Annotated in this window: 14 protein-coding genes; 9 read left to right on the forward strand and 5 right to left on the reverse strand. The window is 72.9% G+C overall.

The features are described from left to right. Nucleotides 1-59: 59 nt before the first annotated feature. The 9 genes from ACIRQ9_RS38395 to ACIRQ9_RS38435 all read left to right on the forward strand — a co-directional run bounded on the left by ACIRQ9_RS38395 (nucleotide 60) and on the right by ACIRQ9_RS38435 (nucleotide 10,106). Nucleotides 60-764 carry a hypothetical protein gene (locus ACIRQ9_RS38395; RefSeq protein ID WP_404184821.1) on the forward strand — a complete coding sequence of 235 codons (705 nt, stop codon included), beginning with the start codon at nucleotides 60-62 and terminating at the stop codon, nucleotides 762-764. Beyond that, nucleotides 761-1,990: an ATP-binding protein gene (locus tag ACIRQ9_RS38400; protein WP_404184824.1), complete on the forward strand. Its 1,230-nt coding sequence runs from the start codon at nucleotides 761-763 to the stop codon at nucleotides 1,988-1,990. The genes ACIRQ9_RS38395 and ACIRQ9_RS38400 overlap by 4 nt, the downstream gene beginning before the upstream one ends. 213 nt (nucleotides 1,991-2,203) lie before the next feature. Beyond that, nucleotides 2,204-3,565, forward strand: coding sequence for an FtsW/RodA/SpoVE family cell cycle protein (locus tag ACIRQ9_RS38405; RefSeq protein ID WP_404184827.1), 1,362 nt, complete (start codon nucleotides 2,204-2,206; stop codon nucleotides 3,563-3,565). Between the two features lie 26 nt (nucleotides 3,566-3,591). After that, nucleotides 3,592-5,049: a penicillin-binding transpeptidase domain-containing protein gene (locus ACIRQ9_RS38410; protein ID WP_404184830.1), complete on the forward strand. Its 1,458-nt coding sequence runs from the start codon at nucleotides 3,592-3,594 to the stop codon at nucleotides 5,047-5,049. 113 nt (nucleotides 5,050-5,162) lie between these two features. After that, nucleotides 5,163-6,101: a diiron oxygenase gene (locus ACIRQ9_RS38415; RefSeq protein WP_404184833.1), complete on the forward strand. Its 939-nt coding sequence runs from the start codon at nucleotides 5,163-5,165 to the stop codon at nucleotides 6,099-6,101. A gap of 174 nt (nucleotides 6,102-6,275) precedes the next feature. Beyond that, nucleotides 6,276-6,929 carry a TetR/AcrR family transcriptional regulator gene (locus tag ACIRQ9_RS38420; protein WP_404184836.1) on the forward strand — a complete coding sequence of 218 codons (654 nt, stop codon included), beginning with the start codon at nucleotides 6,276-6,278 and terminating at the stop codon, nucleotides 6,927-6,929. A gap of 10 nt (nucleotides 6,930-6,939) precedes the next feature. Then, the gene (locus ACIRQ9_RS38425; RefSeq protein WP_362175523.1) at nucleotides 6,940-7,224 is read left to right on the forward strand and encodes a hypothetical protein; all 285 of its coding nucleotides are present in this window, start codon (nucleotides 6,940-6,942) and stop codon (nucleotides 7,222-7,224) included. A 103-nt stretch (nucleotides 7,225-7,327) separates the two neighbouring features. Further along, entirely contained in the window at nucleotides 7,328-8,458 is a 1,131-nt protein-coding gene (locus ACIRQ9_RS38430) for an NlpC/P60 family protein (protein WP_404184839.1), read from the forward strand. Nucleotides 8,459-8,684: 226 nt separating this feature from the next. After that, nucleotides 8,685-10,106: a protein kinase gene (locus tag ACIRQ9_RS38435; protein ID WP_404184842.1), complete on the forward strand. Its 1,422-nt coding sequence runs from the start codon at nucleotides 8,685-8,687 to the stop codon at nucleotides 10,104-10,106. A gap of 168 nt (nucleotides 10,107-10,274) precedes the next feature. On the opposite strand, the gene ACIRQ9_RS38440 is transcribed toward ACIRQ9_RS38435, so the two are convergent. Genes ACIRQ9_RS38440 through ACIRQ9_RS38460 form a run of 5 tightly spaced genes read right to left on the reverse strand, consistent with a single transcriptional unit; the run spans nucleotide 10,275 to nucleotide 15,976 of the window. Then, nucleotides 10,275-11,528, reverse strand: a complete 1,254-nt coding sequence (locus tag ACIRQ9_RS38440) for a styrene monooxygenase/indole monooxygenase family protein (protein WP_404184845.1) — start codon at nucleotides 11,526-11,528, stop codon at nucleotides 10,275-10,277. Nucleotides 11,529-11,543: 15 nt separating this feature from the next. Next, the gene (locus ACIRQ9_RS38445) at nucleotides 11,544-12,179 is read right to left on the reverse strand and encodes a GTP-binding protein (RefSeq protein ID WP_404184848.1); all 636 of its coding nucleotides are present in this window, start codon (nucleotides 12,177-12,179) and stop codon (nucleotides 11,544-11,546) included. Further along, nucleotides 12,160-12,582: a DUF742 domain-containing protein gene (locus tag ACIRQ9_RS38450; protein WP_351321834.1), complete on the reverse strand. Its 423-nt coding sequence runs from the start codon at nucleotides 12,580-12,582 to the stop codon at nucleotides 12,160-12,162. The genes ACIRQ9_RS38445 and ACIRQ9_RS38450 overlap by 20 nt, the downstream gene beginning before the upstream one ends. Further along, nucleotides 12,579-13,082 carry a roadblock/LC7 domain-containing protein gene (locus tag ACIRQ9_RS38455; protein WP_351321832.1) on the reverse strand — a complete coding sequence of 168 codons (504 nt, stop codon included), beginning with the start codon at nucleotides 13,080-13,082 and terminating at the stop codon, nucleotides 12,579-12,581. The genes ACIRQ9_RS38450 and ACIRQ9_RS38455 overlap by 4 nt, the downstream gene beginning before the upstream one ends. After that, nucleotides 13,079-15,976: a nitrate- and nitrite sensing domain-containing protein gene (locus ACIRQ9_RS38460; RefSeq protein ID WP_404184851.1), complete on the reverse strand. Its 2,898-nt coding sequence runs from the start codon at nucleotides 15,974-15,976 to the stop codon at nucleotides 13,079-13,081. Before ACIRQ9_RS38460 ends, ACIRQ9_RS38455 begins: the two co-directional genes overlap by 4 nt. Nucleotides 15,977-16,316: the final 340 nt, after the last annotated feature.

Consider the following 16,316-nt stretch of genomic DNA (forward strand, 5'->3'; position numbering starts at 1 on the left):
CCCCTCGGCCCCCCAAACACCCCCACCCCCCCTGCACCCGCGCCCCCCCCGGCGTCCCATTGGTTCCCGCCGCCGCCGCCCCCCCCCCCGCCCGGGGGGCGCCGGCGGCCGCGGGCTGCGGCGACTCCGGCGGACTCCAGGAGGCCGGAGCCACCCCGACCGCGATCAGCCCCGTGAAGCTCTGGCCCGACCTGCGGCCGGCGTCCAGTCCGGCCTGGCCCTATGACGAGGGCAGCGCGCGGCCCGTGAAAGGCGTCACGGTCCCCGGCGACGACATCCGCGAGGTCGACCCGGTGGCCGTCGTACGGGCGGAGATCGCCGCGAAGACGGCGGACTACGGGTCCAAGGGCGCCTACCACGAGACCGTGAACCGGATCCAGGACTGCACGGCCGGGGGCGGCGGGGCGGGGTGTCCGCTGCTCAAGCCGTACTACCGGGATCTGACCGGGGACGGGCGGGACGAGCTGACGCTCGGCTTCCGGCTGTATCCGACCAACCAGACCGCGCTGCGCGTGTACACCGTCGAGAACCACCGCCTGGTGCAGGTGCTGGAGGACGACGACGCGATCATCGGCGTCGAGCTGGCCGGGCGCGCGGTCATCGTGCGGTCGCCGGCCGGGATCAGCGGGTACGAGTACCGGACGACCTGGGAGTGGGACCCGGAGCGGAAGGCGATGGTGTTCTCCCGGGACGAGTTCCTGCGCACCGGCAAGGCCCGGCACAGCCACTCGCCGGCGCCCTCGGCCTCCGCGGGCGCGCGATGAGGCTGCCGCGCCGGGCCGGGACGCTGGCGGTGAAGTCGGCCGCGTTCATCACGGTGATGTGCTGTGCGCTGGCCGCGCTGCTCGGCGGGCTCGTGCACGTGTCGGTCACCGGGCAGACCGTCACGCAGGCCCGCGACCAGGCGCTGTCCCGGCTGGCGGACGCGACGACCGCGTACGAGGCGGGCGACGCGCTGGTGCCGGGCTCGGCGATCGATCCGGCGGGGCTGCCGACGCGGCTGCGGACGCTGGCGGTGGCCGGGAAGCGCGGCACGATGGTCGCCGAGGACGACGGCCGCCCCACGATGTGGGCTGCGGGCCCGGCCGACCACGGCCGGGCGCTCGCGGTGGCCGTCGACTACTCGCAGCAGGCCCGTACGATCGCGGGCCTGGACCGTTCCATCCTGTGGTCGTCGGCGCTGGCCATCGGGGCGACGCTGCTGGTCGGCGCGTTCGCGGTGACCCGGGTGACGCGGCGGCTGCACGGCACCGCGCGGGTGGCGCGGCGGATCAGCGCCGGGGACCTGGACGCGCGCGTGCACGATCCGCTGACGAAGGACCCGACCCGGCCGCAGGACGAGGTGGCCGCGGTCGCCGCGGCGCTGGACGGCATGGCCGCGTCGCTGCAGAGCAAGCTGCTGAGCGAGCAGCGCTTCACCGCGGACGTGGCGCACGAGCTGCGGACACCGCTGACCGGGCTGCACGCGGCGGCGGAACTGCTGCCCGAGGGCCGGCCGACGGAACTGGTGCGGGACCGGGTCGCCGCGCTGCGCACGCTCACCGAGGACCTGCTGGAGATCTCCCGCCTGGACACGGGGCGGGAGCTGCTGGAGACAGACACGGAGGCGCTGGGCGCGCTGGCCGAGCGGGTGGTGCGGGCCTCGGGGACGGAGACCGAGGTGAAGGTCGTGCGGGACGTGTGGGTGGAGACGGACCGGCGGCGCCTGGAACGGGTGCTGGGCAACCTGGTCGCCAACGCGCACCGGCACGGGCGGGCGCCGGTGGTGCTGACGGTGGAGGGCAAGGAGGTCACCGTCCGGGACCACGGGAGCGGTTTTCCCGGGTACCTGCTGGCGCACGGGCCCCAGCGGTTCCGCACGGAGGGCGGGAGCAAGGGGCACGGGCTGGGACTGACGATCGCGGTCGGACAGGCGGAGGTGCTGGGCGCGCGGCTGTCGTTCGGGAACGCGATCGACGGCGGGGCGATGGCGGTCCTGACGCTCCCTTAGGGGTGGGACGCGGGGAACTGCGCGACAAGCCCCCACCGGCAGGTGCGTGCCACACCTCCCCGGCCACCCCCGTGCCCTGAAGGGGCGCGGGGAACTGCGCGACAAGCCCCCACCGGCAGGTGCGTGGCACACCTCCCGAGCCACCCCGGCCCACGCCACGCTGGCGCGAGCCAACAAAGCACACAACTCGCACTATGTGGGTAAGTTCCGGACATGACCAAGGCCGGAACCACCCTCACGGCGTCCGCGGCCCCGCCCGCCGCCGTACGTCTCCCCCGGCGCCGCGGCATCGAACTCGCCCTGATCGTGCTCGCCGTCCTGCTCTCCGTGTACGGATACTGCGCGGTCGGCCTGGCCCGGACCGGCACCGTCCCGCCCGGTGCCGCCGGCTACGGCGCCGGCCTCGGCGTCCTCGCCCTCGTCGCCCATCTCGCCGTACGCTTCCGCGCGCCCTACGCCGATCCGCTGCCGCTGCCCATCGGCGTCCTGCTCAACGGACTCGGCCTGGTCCTCATCTACCGCCTGGACCTGCAGACGCCGGGCGACCGGGCGGCCCCGGCCCAACTCGTCTGGTCCACCCTGGGCGTCGGCCTGTTCATCATGGTCGTGCTGATGCTGCGCGACCACCGCATCCTCCAGCGCTACTCCTACGTCTGCGTCGCCGCCGCGCTCGTCCTGCTGCTGCTCCCGATCTTCTTCCCGGCCGTCAACGGCGCCCGGATCTGGATCCGGATCGCCGGATTCTCCATTCAGCCGAGCGAGTTCGCGAAGGTGCTGCTCGCGGTGTTCTTCGCCGCCTATCTCGCCGCCAACCGCAACGCCCTCGCCTACGCCGGCCGCCGGCTGTGGTTCATGCAGTTCCCCACCGGCCGGGTGCTCGGGCCGATCGTCACCATCTGGCTGGTGAGCGTCGGCGTCCTGATCCTCGAACGCGACCTGGGCACCTCGCTGCTCTTCTTCGGCCTGTTCGTCGTCATGCTCTACGTGGCCACCGGGCGCACCGGCTGGATCGCGGTGGGGCTGCTGCTCGCGGTGCTGGGCGCGGTCGCCGTCGGTCATCTGGAGCCGCACGTGCACGGGCGGATCGAGGACTGGCTGCACCCCTTCGCGTCCATCGACGCCGGGCAGGGCCCGAACCAACTCGCGCAGTCGCTCTTCGCGTTCGCGGCCGGCGGGATGATCGGCACCGGCCTCGGTCTCGGCCACTCGATCCTGATCGGCTTCGCCACCAAGTCGGACTTCATCCTGGCCACCGCGGGCGAGGAACTCGGTCTGGCCGGGCTGTCGGCGATCTTCCTCCTGTACGGCCTGCTCGTCGAGCGCGGCTACCGGGCGGGCCTCGCCCTGCGCGAGCCCTTCGGCCGGCTGCTCGCGGTCGGCCTGGCCTCGATCGTCGCGCTCCAGGTCTTCGTCATCGCGGGCGGCGTGACCGGCCTCATCCCGCTGACGGGCATGGCGATGCCGTTCCTCGCCCAGGGCGGCTCGTCGGTGGTCACCAACTGGGCGATCGTGGCGCTGCTGATCCGGGTGAGCGACTCGGCGCGCCGAAACTACGACGGGCGGGTGGCCCCGTGAGCCGGCGCGACCGCCAGAACACCGGCATGGCCAGGTACATCCGGCGGGCCCGTGCCTTCTGCGCCCTGCTGCTCTTCGCGCTGCTCGTCAACGCGGCCCGCGTCCAGGTGGTCCGCGCGCACGCCTACGACGACAACCCCGCCAACCGCCGGACCAGCATCGCCCGTTACGGCCTGCCGCGCGGCGACATCCTGGTCGGCGGCGAGCGGGTCACCGGCTCCCGGGACAGCAAGGAGCAGCTCCGCTACGAACGCACCTACCCGCAGGGCCCGTTGTACGCGCCGGTCACCGGCTTCGCCTCCCAGCTGTACGGCACCACGTTCCTGGAGCACGCCGAGGACGCGCTGCTCTCCGGCACCGACCCGATGCTGGCGCCGTTCCCGCTGTGGAACGACACCAGCAGGAAGCAGTACCCGGGCGGGAACGTCGTCACCACCCTGAACCGGTACGCCCAGGAGGCCGCCTTCCGGGGCCTGGGCTCCCGCAAGGGCGCGGTGGCCGCGATCGAGCCGTCGACCGGCCGGATCCTGGCCCTGGTCTCCACCCCGTCGTACGACCCCGCCGAGCTGTCAGGCAACGGCGCGGCGGTGACCGCGGCCTGGGAGCGCCTGAACGGCGACCCGGAGAAGCCGATGCTCAACCGCGCGGTGCGGCAGACGTATCCGCCGGGGTCGACGTTCAAGGTGGTGACCGCGGCGGCGGCGCTGGACACGGGCGTGATCACCGATCTGGACGCGCCGACCGACTCCCCCGACCCCTACCGGCTGCCGGGCACCACGACCCGGCTGACCAACGAGGCGGACGGCTGCGCGGACGCCTCGCTGCGGACGGCGTTCGAGTGGTCCTGCAACACGGTCTTCGCCAAGCTCGGCGTGGACGTCGGGGTCGCGGGCATGACGGCGACGGCCCAGGCGTTCGGCTTCAACGACCAGGATCTGCGCGTCCCCTTCGCCGCCGTGCCGAGCACCTTCGACACGAGCGTGGACCGGGCGCAGCTGGCGCTGTCGTCCATCGGGCAGTACAACACCCGCGCCACTCCGCTGCAGATGGCGATGGTCGCGGCGGCGGTGGCGAACGGCGGGACGGCCCGCCCGCCGTACCTGGTGGAGCGGACCCTGCGGCGGACCGGCGAGACGGTCGCCACCGGCGGCGCCGGGTCGGCCCGGCAGGTGATGAGTCCCGCCACGGCCGTCCGGATGAAGGAGCTGATGACGGACGTGGTCCAGGAGGGCACCGGTGCCAACGCGGCGATCCGGGGCGCCACGGTCGGCGGCAAGACCGGTACCGCGCAGCACGGTGTCGGCAACACCGGGCTGCCGTACGCCTGGTTCGTGTCCTGGGCGCAGGCGGACACCGACGTGGAACCGAAGGTCGCGGTGGCGGTCGTGGTGGAGGACGCGGCGGCCGACCGGGCCGACATCAGCGGCGGCGGGGACGCGGCGCCGATCGCCCGGGCGGTGATGCGCGCGGTGCTGGGGCTCTGAACCGGGGCGGACGCGGAGTCAACAAGTCGTGCGCGGGGGATTGACCGTCTTGCTGACAAGCGGTCTCATAAGAACGAACGACGACACACCCCTGGTGACGAGGTGAGGGAGCCATGACGACCCTGACGGAAGCGGACGCGGTCGACGGACTGCGCGACGCGCTCGGCCTGCTCAAGGACCGCGAGCAGGTGGCCGAACGGCTGCTCGTCTCCTCCGCGAAACACTCCTTCGACCCGGACAAGGAGCTGGACTGGGACGCGCCCTTCGAGGAGGGCAAGTGGTTCTGGCCGCCGGAGCTGGTGTCGCTCTACGACACCCCGATGTGGAAGCGGATGTCCGAGGAGCAGCGGATCCTGCTCTCCCAGCACGAGGCCGCGGCGCTCGCCTCCCTCGGCATCTGGTTCGAGCTGATCCTGATGCAGCTGCTGGTGCGGCACATCTACGACAAGTCGGCGACCAGCGCGCACGTGCGCTACGCGCTCACCGAGATCGAGGACGAGTGCCGGCACTCGAAGATGTTCGCGCGCCTGATAGCCCGCGGTGACGCCCCCTGGTACCCGGTCGGCCGGGCGCACCTGAACCTGGGCCGCCTGTTCAAGACGATCTCGACCACGCCCGGCTCCTTCACGGCCACGCTGCTCGGCGAGGAGGTCCTGGACTGGATGCAGCGGCTGACCTTCCCCGACGAGCGGGTGCAGACGCTGGTCCGCGGGGTCACCCGGATCCACGTGGTCGAGGAGGCCCGGCACGTGCGGTACGCCCGCGAGGAGCTGCGCCACCAGATGCTGACGGCACCCCGCTGGTCCCAGGAGTTCACCCGGCTGACCTCCGGCGAGTTCGCGCGGGTGTTCTCGGTGGCCTTCGTGAACCCCGAGGTCTACACGAACGTGGGACTGGACCGCCGGGAGGCGGTGGCGCAGGTCCGGGCGAGCGGGCACCGGCGGGAGGTCATGCAGAACGGCGCGCGGAAGCTGACGGACTTCCTGGACGACATCGGCGTCCTGCGCGGAGCCGGCCGGCGGCTGTGGAAGAGCTCCGGGCTGCTGGCCTGAGCGCACGGCGCGGCAGGGCGGAGCCGCCGGTACGGTCACCCGCACCCCTCGGGCCACCGCACCGGCCCGCCCGGAGGGGTGCGGGCCCGTGCCACCGCCGCCGCCCCCGCCGGCCGCGCACCCGGACGCCGCCGGGCCGGCCGACGCCTGCCGCACACCGGCTACCCTGCGAGCATGACCCCCTCGGCCGCCACCCCCGCCTACCGTCGGCTGTCCGTCGAGGAGCGGCGCAGCCAGCTCCTCGAAGCGGCCCTCTCCCTCTTCGCGCACCGCGTCCCCGAGGACGTGTCCCTGGACGACGTGGCGGAGGCGGCCGGGGTGTCTCGCCCCCTGGTGTACCGGTACTTCCCGGGCGGCAAGCAGCAGCTCTACGAGGCCGCCCTCCGGTCGGCCGCCGAGGAGCTGGAGCACTGCTTCGACGAACCCCGCGAGGGCCCGCTGGTGCCCCGCCTCTCCCGCGCCCTGGACCGCTACCTCGCCTTCGTCGACCAGCACGACGCCGGCTTCAGCGCCCTGCTCCAGGGCGGCAGCGTGGTGGAGACCTCACGGACGACGGCCATCGTGGACGGCGTACGGCGGGCCGCCGCGCGGCACATCCTCAGCCACCTCGGCGTCACCGACCCCGGGCCTCGGCTGCGGATGACGGTCCGCATGTGGATCACCGCCGTCGAGGCGGCCTCCCTGATCTGGCTCGACGAGGACAAGCAGCCGCCCGTCGACGAACTGCGGGACTGGCTGGTGGACCAGTTCGTCGCCGTTCTGAGCGTGACCGCGCGCCGCGACCCGCAGACGGCCGCCCTCGTCGACGCCCTCGCGGCGGATGACTGAGACTGGTGCCGTGAAGAGTCAGGACACCCCCTTCGAGGGCGGCCCCATGGACGGGCGCGTGCTCCCGGTGCTGCTCGGCATGACCGGCCACCCCCCGAAGACGTACCGCATCCCGGTCCCGGACCCGGACGGCGGCCCCCCGACCGTGCTGGTCTACCGGCGCGTCCCCCGCGGGCACGGCAAGCGCCTGGGCCTGACCCAGGGCTGGAAGTACGCGTACGACCCGACCGGCAAGGGCGGCGCCTCGGGCCCGAAGTGGCCGTGGTCGAAGAAGCCGTACGACACGGAAGGGTGAATCGGCTGGTCCGATGAGCCCATTATCACTGCACAGATCAAGCCGACATGTCTGATTATCACGACGCGGAACGGACGGACCGTCCCGTGTCGGAGGTGATGACGTGTCAGGAAGGTTCCTGCGCCTGGCCTGTACGGCCGCGGTGGCGGCCCAGGCCGTCCTCGCACCCGCGCCGGTGGCGGCCGCACCCACGGCGCCCGGCCCCGAGCGGCCCGTGGCCGAGCTGCTGACCGACCTCCAGCAGCGGTACCGGCAGGCGGAACAGGCCACCGAGACCTACAACGCGACCGAGGAGCGGCTGCGGCGCCAGCGCGCCGAGGTGGACCGGCTGGACGACGAACTGGCCGGGTCCCGGCGCTCCCTGCACACCAGCGAGGCCGCCGCCGGCCGGCTGGCCCGGCAGCAGTACCAGAGCGCGACCGGGCTCTCCCCGTACCTGCGGCTGCTCCTGGCCCGCGACCCGCAGCACGCGCTCGACGAGGGCCATGTCATCGGACAGCTGGCGCGCGAGCGGGCCAGGACGGTGGACCGGCTGGCGGACGACGAGAGGAAGCGGTCCGAGCTGACCCGGCGGGCCCGCACCGCGCTGGACGCCCGGCTCACGCTCGCCGCACGGCAGAAGAAGCAGCGCGACGAGGTGCGCTCCCGGCTCTCGGACGTGGAACGCATGCTGGCCGCCCTCACCCCGGACCAGCTCACCGCCCTGGCGGGCCTGGAACAGGCCGGCGTCACCGCGGCCCAGCGCAGGCTGACGACGTCCGGCGCGCTCGCCGCCACCACGCCGCCGCCCTCCCAGGAAGGCGACCGCGCGGTGCGCTACGCGGTGGACCAGCTGGGCAAGCCCTACCGGTGGGGCACGGCGGGACCGCTGTCGTACGACTGCTCGGGGCTCACGCAGCAGGCCTGGAACCACGCGGGCACGTCCATCCCGCGCACCAGCCAGGAACAGTGGGCCGGGCTGCCGCACATCCCGCTGACCGACCTCCGCCCGGGCGACCTGGTCGTCTACTTCCCCGAGGCCACCCACGTCGCCCTCTACCTCGGCGACGGCAAGGTGGTCCAGGCCCCCCGGCCCGGCGCGCGGATCAAGGTCTCCCCCATCGCGGCCAACCCCATCCTGGGCGCCGTCCGCCCGGACCCGAGGGCGCGCCCCCTGCCCCGCTACACGCCCCCGAAGCTCCCGCCGTCGGCCGCCGAGGGCCCGGACGAGGGCTTCGGCGCCCCGAACCTCTGAACCCGGCCAGCAGCTTCCCTCTGCCATGTCACCCATAGAGGGGCCTCGGGCCGTCCAACGGGCCGTCCCAGCGGTCAGCACCTGCCCTTGGTGCACCAGGGACGACCGCGATGCCGCGGAGAGTGTGGGTCAGCTGTTTCCGCCGGGTAGGAGGCGCGGTTCCCGGGTACCCGGGGTATCAGTATTTGCCGTACGGCAACCATGTTGCCGCGCCCCTGGGAGAGAAATGACAGCCCTTGCGGACACCCCGATCCCTGAGCCCTCGCAGGCGTCCAGGCTTGCGGGTCGGTACGAGCTGGGTGATCATCTCGGGGCCGGCGGGGCCGCGGACGTCTACCGTGGCACGGATCTGCGGCTTGGCCGTCCGGTGGCGGTCAAGATCTTCCGGGCCGAGAGCGGTACGGGCCTGAAGGACCGGCTCGAGGACGAAGCCGTCGTACTGGCCCGCCTGCACCATCCGGGGCTGGTCACCGTCTTCGATCTGGGCCGCCACGACGGGCAGGCCTTTCTCGTCATGCAACTCGTCGAAGGCAGCACCCTGCGCGGGCACATCACCGAGACGACGATGTCCGTTCCCGCTCTGGTCGAGCTCGGGATCCGGCTGGCCGAGGCCCTCGAACACGTACACGGGGCGGGAGTCCTGCACCGGGACGTCAAGCCGTCCAACATCCTGCTGGACGCACAGGACCGGCCCTACCTCACCGACTTCGGCATCTCCCGGGCGCTCGACGCCACTGCGTCCACGCAGGACGGCGCCCTCGTGGGAACCGCCGCATACATGGCCCCCGAGCAGGTCACCGGCCGTCGCGTCGATCAGAAGGCCGACATCTACGCACTCGGTCTCGTACTGCTGGAGTGCCTGACGGGACGTCTGGAATACGAGGGCACGCCGCTGGAATCCGCGGTCGCCCGGCTGCACCGGCCGCCGCGGATACCCAGGCGCCTGCCGGCGGAACTACGCGATCTCCTGGGCTCCATGACCGCGATCGAGGCAGCGGACCGCCCTGATGCGCGGACGTGCGCGGCAGTCCTGTCCAGGCTGCAGCGAAGCGGGGAGGCTGCCGGCGCTTCGACGACAGCAGGTGGCCCACCAGACCGCCTACAGCCCGGCTCCGAGTGCGGCACCCGTGGGGAAGGGGGCCGATCGGCTTCTCGGCCTCGAAGGAGGACACTCGCCGCGGTTGGAGCACTGGTCACCGTGACAGCGCTCGGGATGACGGCGCTGACCTGGGGCTCCGAGGCCACCACCGAGCAGGGGGCGTCCGCGACCCCGTCCACCCCTCAGAAGGCCTCGGCGTCCGCCGGCAGCAGCCAACACCAGCATGGGAACAGCGCCACCGCCCCTGCCCGGACAGGGAAGCCGGTGGCCACGGTTGCCGTAGCCGCGTCCACCGCCGGCAGGGACGCCATGCCTGCCCGGAAGGGGGAGCCGGTCCCCACGGTCGCTGCCGTAGCGGCCGGGGACGTGCGGCGACCTCCGGCGGCGCCCCCCTCGGCTCGGGTCCCGCGGCCTGAACCGGCCGGCAACAAAGGCCACCGTCACGGCGAAAAGGTGCCCAAGGACAGGGTCGAGGATCCCGGATCCGGCGGCGAGCACCCGGCCAAGCATGGGCCAGGCGCGGAGAAGGGCAAACCGGACAAGGGGTGAAGCCGAGGCAGACGGCGCCGGTGGTCAGTGGTCCGCATCGAGGGAGCTGAGCGCCGGCGGCCCCCCGACGGCCCCGATCATCCGGGGCCGTCGGGGGGCCGTCCGAGGACAGCCGACGTCGACCGACAACGACCGAGGGCAACAGCCGGACCCCAGGTCAGAGTCCCGTCAGGCCCCCGAGACCGACGCCAGGTAGGCGTTCGTCTTCTCCGGCTCGTAGAAGAAGTTCTCGAAGTCGGCCGGGTCGTCGAAGGCGTTGGCGAAGCGGTCGGCGGCGGGCTGGAGCTGGCCGGCCGCGCCGATCAGGTTGAGGATGTGCTCCGGCGGCGGGGCGAGCATCGCGTTCGTCCACTTGGTGACGTGCCGGGCGGTGTCCCAGTAGCGGTCGAAGGTCTGCCGCATCCAGGTCTCGTCGAACTCCTTCTCGCCGTGTTCGAGGATCGAGGCGAGATAGGCGGCGGCGCACTTGGACGCCGAGTTGGAGCCCTGGCCGGTGATCGGGTCGTTGGCGACGACCACGTCCGCGACGCCGAGGACCAGGCCGCCGCCGGGGAGGCGGCCGACCGGGTTGCGGACGGTGGGCGCGTAGCGGCCGGCCAGCGTGCCGCCGGCGTCGGTCAGTTCGGCCTTGGCGGCCCGCGCGTACTCCCAGGGCGTGTAGCGCTCCATCAGACCGAGGGTCAGGGAGAGGTGCTCCGAGGGGTCCTTGACGCCGTTGAAGACGTCCAGCGGACCGCCGGGGACGCCCTCCCAGAAGAGGATGTCGGCCGGTCCCGAGGTGGTCAGGGTCGGCATGACGAAGAGTTCGCCGACGCCGGGGACCAGGTTGCAGCGGACCGCGTGGAAGTCCGGGTGCTCGGGGCGCGGGGCGAGGCCGTGCACGTAGGCGACGGCGAGGGCCCGCTGCGGCTCGGTGTACGGCGAGCGGGAGGCGTCCCTGCCGAACATCTGGACCAGTTCGCCCTTGCCGGCCGAGACCAGCACCAGGTCGTAGGCGCGGGCGAAGTAGTCGAGGTCGCCGACCGCCGCGCCGTGGATGACCAGCTGGCCGCCGCGCTGGGCGAAGGTCTCCATCCAGCCGGCCATCTTCACCCGCTGGTCGACCGACTGCGCGTACCCGTCGAGCCTGCCCACCCAGTCGATCGCGCGGGCCGCGGGGCCCTCGCCCCAGGAGCCGGGGGCGGCGACCGAGACGCCGAGTCCTTCGATCTTCGGGGCCTGGGACTCCCAGAAGTTCAGCTGGAGATCGCGCTCGTGCTGCAGCGCCGTGTGGAACATGCACTGCGTCGACATGACCCGGCCGGAGCGGATCTCGTCCGCGGTCCGGTTCGACATCAGGGTGACCTCGTAGCCGTGCGACTGGAGGCCCAGGGCGAGCTGGAGGCCGGACTGGCCGGCCCCCACGACGAGTATCTTCCGCATACGGGGACCGTTCTCCTACTCGGGTGTTTCTTCCAGCGCGTGGGCGACCAGGGACAGCAGCGTCTCGATCACCGGGACACGACGGCGGGCATCCATGATCATGACAGGTATGTGCGACGGGATCGTCAGTGCCTCGCGCACGTCGTCCGGTTCGAAGAGCTCACTGCCGTCGAAGTGGTTGACCGCGACGACGTACGGCAGCCCGCAGCTCTCGAAGTAGTCCAGTGCCGGGAAGCAGTCCTTCAGCCGCCGGGTGTCCGCGAGGACGACGGCCCCGATCGCGCCGCGCACCAGGTCGTCCCACATGAACCAGAACCGCTGCTGGCCCGGCGTGCCGAACAGGTAGAGCACCAGGTCGTCGTCGAGGGTGATGCGCCCGAAGTCCATCGCCACGGTGGTGGTGAGCTTGCCGGGCGTGGCGGTGAGATCGTCGGTCTCCGCGCTGGCCTCGGTCATCAGCGCCTCGGTCTGCAGGGGCGTGATCTCCGAGACGGCGGTGACCATGGTGGTCTTGCCGACGCCGAAACCGCCCGCCACGACGATCTTCGTGGCGATGGGCGCGCGGCTGCGGTCCGTCTGCCAGGACCGCTCTTGCTCCTCGCCGTCGAGGAGCGGGGCGACGCCGGAGGCGTCAGAGACGGCGTAGTCCACTCAGCACCCTTTCCAGCAGAGCGCGGTCCGGACGGCCCACGCCGTGCCCGGTCCCCGTTCCGTACACACGGATCTTTCCCTGGTCCGCGAGGTCACTGAGCAGGACCCGGACCACACCGAGCGGCATCTTCAGCAGCGCGGCGATCTCGGCCACCGTACGCATCCGGCGGCACAGTTCGACGATGGCCCGCATCTCCGGCATGACCCGGGTGTTGAGGGAGCCGTTCGTCAGTTCCTTGCGCTCCTCGGGGGCCTCCAGCGCGGCCACGAAGGTCTCCACGAGGAGCACGTGGCCGAAGCGGGTACGGCCGCCGGTGAGCGAGTAGGGGCGGACGCGGGCGGGCTTGCGTTCGCCGCCGCGCACCGGGAGGTTCTGCCTGCGGTTCTTCGGGGCGTTGCTCATCGGCCGCTCCTCGTCGCGTCTGCCTCCAGGGACTTCCTCAGCTCGCTGCGGAGTTCGGGGGTCAGGACGTGACCGGCGCGGCCGACGAACAGCGCCATGTGGTACGCCACGACACTCATGTCGCACTCCGCGGAGCCGTGGACGCCGAGCAGCGAGCCGTCGCTGATGGACATCACGAAGAGGCTGCCCTCGTCCATCGCGACCATCGTGTGCTTGACGCCGCCGAAGTCCATCAGCCGGGCGGCGCCGATGGTCAGGCTGCCGATGCCGGAGACGACAGTGGCGAGGTCGGCGGCGGAGCCGCGGGGGCCGGTGCGGGCGGCCCCGCGGGCCTCCCTGGCCTCCTCGTTGCGGCCGGGATCGGAGGAGAGCAGGAGCAGACCGTCCGAGGAGACGACGGCGACCGACTGGATGCCGGACACCTCTTCCACCAGGTTGCTCAGCAGCCAGTGCAGGTTACGGGCCTCACTGCTCAGTCCGAAGGTACTGGGCGCGGTCAACTGCTTGCCTCCTCGACTGTGCCCCCCGTTGCTTCACCGGATGCGGATGATCCGGGTACGGCTGATGCGGTGCTCGGCACCTCGTTCTGGCCGGTCTGTTCGGCGATCTCCGCCTCGACGTCCCGGCGGCCGGCGTCGGCGCCGCTGCGGAAGCCGCCGAGCCTGCGGCGCAGGGCGTCGGCGTCGACACCGGTACCGCGCTGGCGGGGGGCTGGAGCGGTTGCGGTGATCTTGGGGGTGCGCTTGGGCAGACCCTTGCTGGTGACCTGGTCCTCGTCCTCGCCGCCGTCGCCGTCGCCGAAGGCACTGTCCCGGCGGGACTCGGTGCCGGGGGCGGTCAGCGGGCGGGAGTGCTCCTCGGCTCCGCCGGGGCCCTCGCCGGCCGCGGGTGCCGCCGGAACGGCGGGCTCGCCGGCGGCGGGCGCGGGGATCGGCCGGGCCAGGGCCTCGGTGTCGGCGGGGTGCGGCCGGTGGTCCTCGGCGGCGGCCGACCGGGGCTGCTCCCGGTCCGCCGCGGGCGCCGGGCCCAGCAGGTCGGGGAGCAGCAGCTCCATCGTCGTCTCGGCGGGGGTCTCGGCCGGGGCCTTCGGGCGGGCCGCCGGTTCCGGGTCCGCCGCCGTCGAGGTGTCCGCCTGCTCGTGGGCGGGGTGCTCGTCGGCGTTGCGCACGGCCTGCTCCGCCAGCATCACCAGGGGGTCGCCGGACTTCGGGCGGGCGGGCAGGACGTTGGAGTTGGCCTCCGCGTCGGCGCCGGGGAGGGAGAAGTGGGGCGGGCCGCCGGGCGCCGTCGTGGCCGGGGGGACCGCCGTGGCGGGGGTCGCGGCCAGCAGCGGCTGGGGCAGCACGACGACCGCCGCCACCCCGCCCTGCTTCTGCTCGCGCAGCCGCACCCGGACGCCGTGCCGGTGGGCCAGGCGGGCCACGACGTAGAGGCCGAGGCCGAGACCGTCGGCGCCCTCCTGGTCGTAGGGCGACTCCGGGTCGAAGTCGGCGAGGCGGCCATTGAGGCGGACCAGGCGGTCGGCGGTCATGCCGATGCCCTCGTCCTGCACGGAGAGCATGACCTCGCCGCTCTCCAGCAGCCAGCCGGAGATCTCCACCGGCACGTCGGGCGGCGAGAACGACGAGGCGTTCTCCATGAGTTCGGCGAGCAGGTGGCTGAGGTCGTCGGCGGCGAAACCGGCCACGTGCGCGTGCGGGGGCAGGGCCGAGATGCGGACCCGTTCGTAGCGCTCGATCTCGCTGACCGCCGCGCGGACCACGTCCACCAGCGGGATCGGGCCCGCGTGCTGCTGGACGTGCTCGGTTCCCGCGAGGACCAGCAGGTTCTCGCTGTGCCGGCGCATGACGGTGGCGAAGTGGTCGAGCTTGAAGAGGGTGGCCAGCCGGTCCGGGTCCTGCTCGCGCTCCTCCAGGCCCTCGATGACGGCGAGCTGCCGCTCGACCAGGCCGAGGGTGCGCAGCGCGAGGTTGACGAAGGTGCCGCCGATGCTGGTGCGCAGCCGCTCCAGCTGGTCGCCGGCTTCCGTCAGCTCGGCGCGCAGTTCCTCGCGGGCGTCGGCCATCTTCTGGCGCTGGCCGACCAGGTGCTTGCGGTCGGTCTCCAGGGTGGCGATGCGGTCGTACAGCTCCACGGAGTGGGCGTGCAGGGCGTTGACCGAGCGGACGACCTGGGCGAACTCGTCGTTGCGGCCCGTGAAGGTGATCGGTTCCTCGGTGCGCGGGTCCTCGGCCTCGGCCAGCCGTGCCGAGCCGCGGCGGAGCACGGACAGCGGGCGGGTGAGGGTGCGGGCCATGGCCGTGGCGATGCCCACCGCCACCAGCATCAGGGCGCCGACCACCGCGACCCGGATCTCCAGCGCGGTGACGTCGTCGTCGCGGAGCGCCGCGAGGTCCTTGGTGCGGCGGTCGTAGAGCGCGGACTCGGTGCCCCGCATCAGGTCGACCCGGGCGGACAGCGCCGTGTCCAGCTTCTTGGTGCCGGTGGCGAGGTCGTCGTCGGAGAGGGTCGGCTGGTCGGTGAGGGCGGCCAGGTACTGGTCGGCGTCGTTGACGTCGTTGCCGGTGACCGTGGAGTCGTAGGACTCGACCGCCGCCTCGGGCGCGGTGTCGCGGAAGTCGGCGAGGGCCGCGTCGGCGCGCAGCCTGGCCTGCTGTGCGGCCGCGGTGAGCGCGTCGCGCTGCTTGCGGTCGGCGTCGGAGGTGGTGGTGCTGGTGGTGGGCAGACCGGTGAGCGGGTCGATGGTGGTCCGGGTGGAGCTGGGGATGTTCAGGGCGGCGAGCAGCAGGCCGCGGGCGGCGGCGGACTGCTGGACGGCGGAGTCCAGCTCGGCGAGCGCGTAGGCGCCGGAGCCGGCCCGCGGGGGCGTCCGCTCGGCGAGTTCGCCGGCGAGGCGGTGGAGTTCGGTGATGGTCCGGGTGTACGCCTCGTGCGCCTGCAAAGCGGTGCTGCGGCCGGTGAGCGCGGACCGGCGGACGGCCGCGATGCCGTCGAGGTCGGTGCGCAGCCAGCCCGGGATGCCGGTGTCCGCCCGCAGGTCCTCGACCTGGCGGTCGACCCGCGCGCCGCGGTCCTGCGAGGGCGCCTTGGACTTGGGCCGGCCCGCCGCGACGTAGGAGGTGACCTCGTCGCGTTCGTCGGCGAGCGAGTGGGCCAGGGCCAGCGCGTCCTGGGTGCGCCCGGCGAGGGTCACCAGGTCCTGGGAGTCGCTCAGCTGCCCGGAGGCGGTCAGCAGGGCGGGTGCGCCGGCTCCCGCGATCGCCGCGGCGACCACCGCCACGGCCACGATCAGCCGGGTGCGGACGTGCTTGCGGCGGCCGGTGCCGACGGGAGCGACGGCGCCCGTGTCGGAGGCCGTCTTCTTGCCTGTGCGCCGAGGCCGCGTCTTCTGCACCGGTGCTCGCACTCCTGAACTCGTGTACCCAAGGGGCCGGGTGGCACTCCGTCATCATTCCCGGCATGTCGGTGCCAAGTGGTGCGCGTACCCGGTACTGCACCCGTTATGTAGGTCCCCGACCCTCCCAGCGCCGGTGGGCGGCGGTTCGGCATCGCCTGAGTCGCCACCCGAAGGAGTGAACATCGGAGGGGAGTTGGCGGGCAAGTTCCGCCGGACTGTGCCGGGGCCTTTTCCGGCGGGCCGGTTGGACGCGGAGGACAGGCTTTGGCAGTATTCGCCGACACGCCTTCCCGGAGTACGCCATTCCTGCCCAAAACAGGCGGCTGACCTGCGGTAC

The sequence above is a fragment of the Streptomyces sp. NPDC101237 genome (assembly GCF_044767465.1).
Lineage (GTDB): Bacteria > Actinomycetota > Actinomycetes > Streptomycetales > Streptomycetaceae > Streptomyces > Streptomyces gramineus.

Bases quoted from the DNA above. Each gene is read 5' to 3' on its own strand.
- ACIRQ9_RS38400 (WP_404184824.1), top strand. From the start codon at position 761: ATGAGGCTGCCGCGCCGGGCCGGGACGCTGGCGGTGAAGTCGGCCGCG.
- ACIRQ9_RS38435 (WP_404184842.1), top strand. From the start codon at position 8,685: ATGACAGCCCTTGCGGACACCCCGATCCCTGAGCCCTCGCAGGCGTCC.
- ACIRQ9_RS38420 (WP_404184836.1), top strand. From the start codon at position 6,276: ATGACCCCCTCGGCCGCCACCCCCGCCTACCGTCGGCTGTCCGTCGAG.
- ACIRQ9_RS38450 (WP_351321834.1), bottom strand. From the start codon at position 12,582: ATGAGCAACGCCCCGAAGAACCGCAGGCAGAACCTCCCGGTGCGCGGC.
- ACIRQ9_RS38405 (WP_404184827.1), top strand. From the start codon at position 2,204: ATGACCAAGGCCGGAACCACCCTCACGGCGTCCGCGGCCCCGCCCGCC.
- ACIRQ9_RS38415 (WP_404184833.1), top strand. From the start codon at position 5,163: ATGACGACCCTGACGGAAGCGGACGCGGTCGACGGACTGCGCGACGCG.
- ACIRQ9_RS38410 (WP_404184830.1), top strand. From the start codon at position 3,592: ATGGCCAGGTACATCCGGCGGGCCCGTGCCTTCTGCGCCCTGCTGCTC.
- ACIRQ9_RS38440 (WP_404184845.1), bottom strand. From the start codon at position 11,528: ATGCGGAAGATACTCGTCGTGGGGGCCGGCCAGTCCGGCCTCCAGCTC.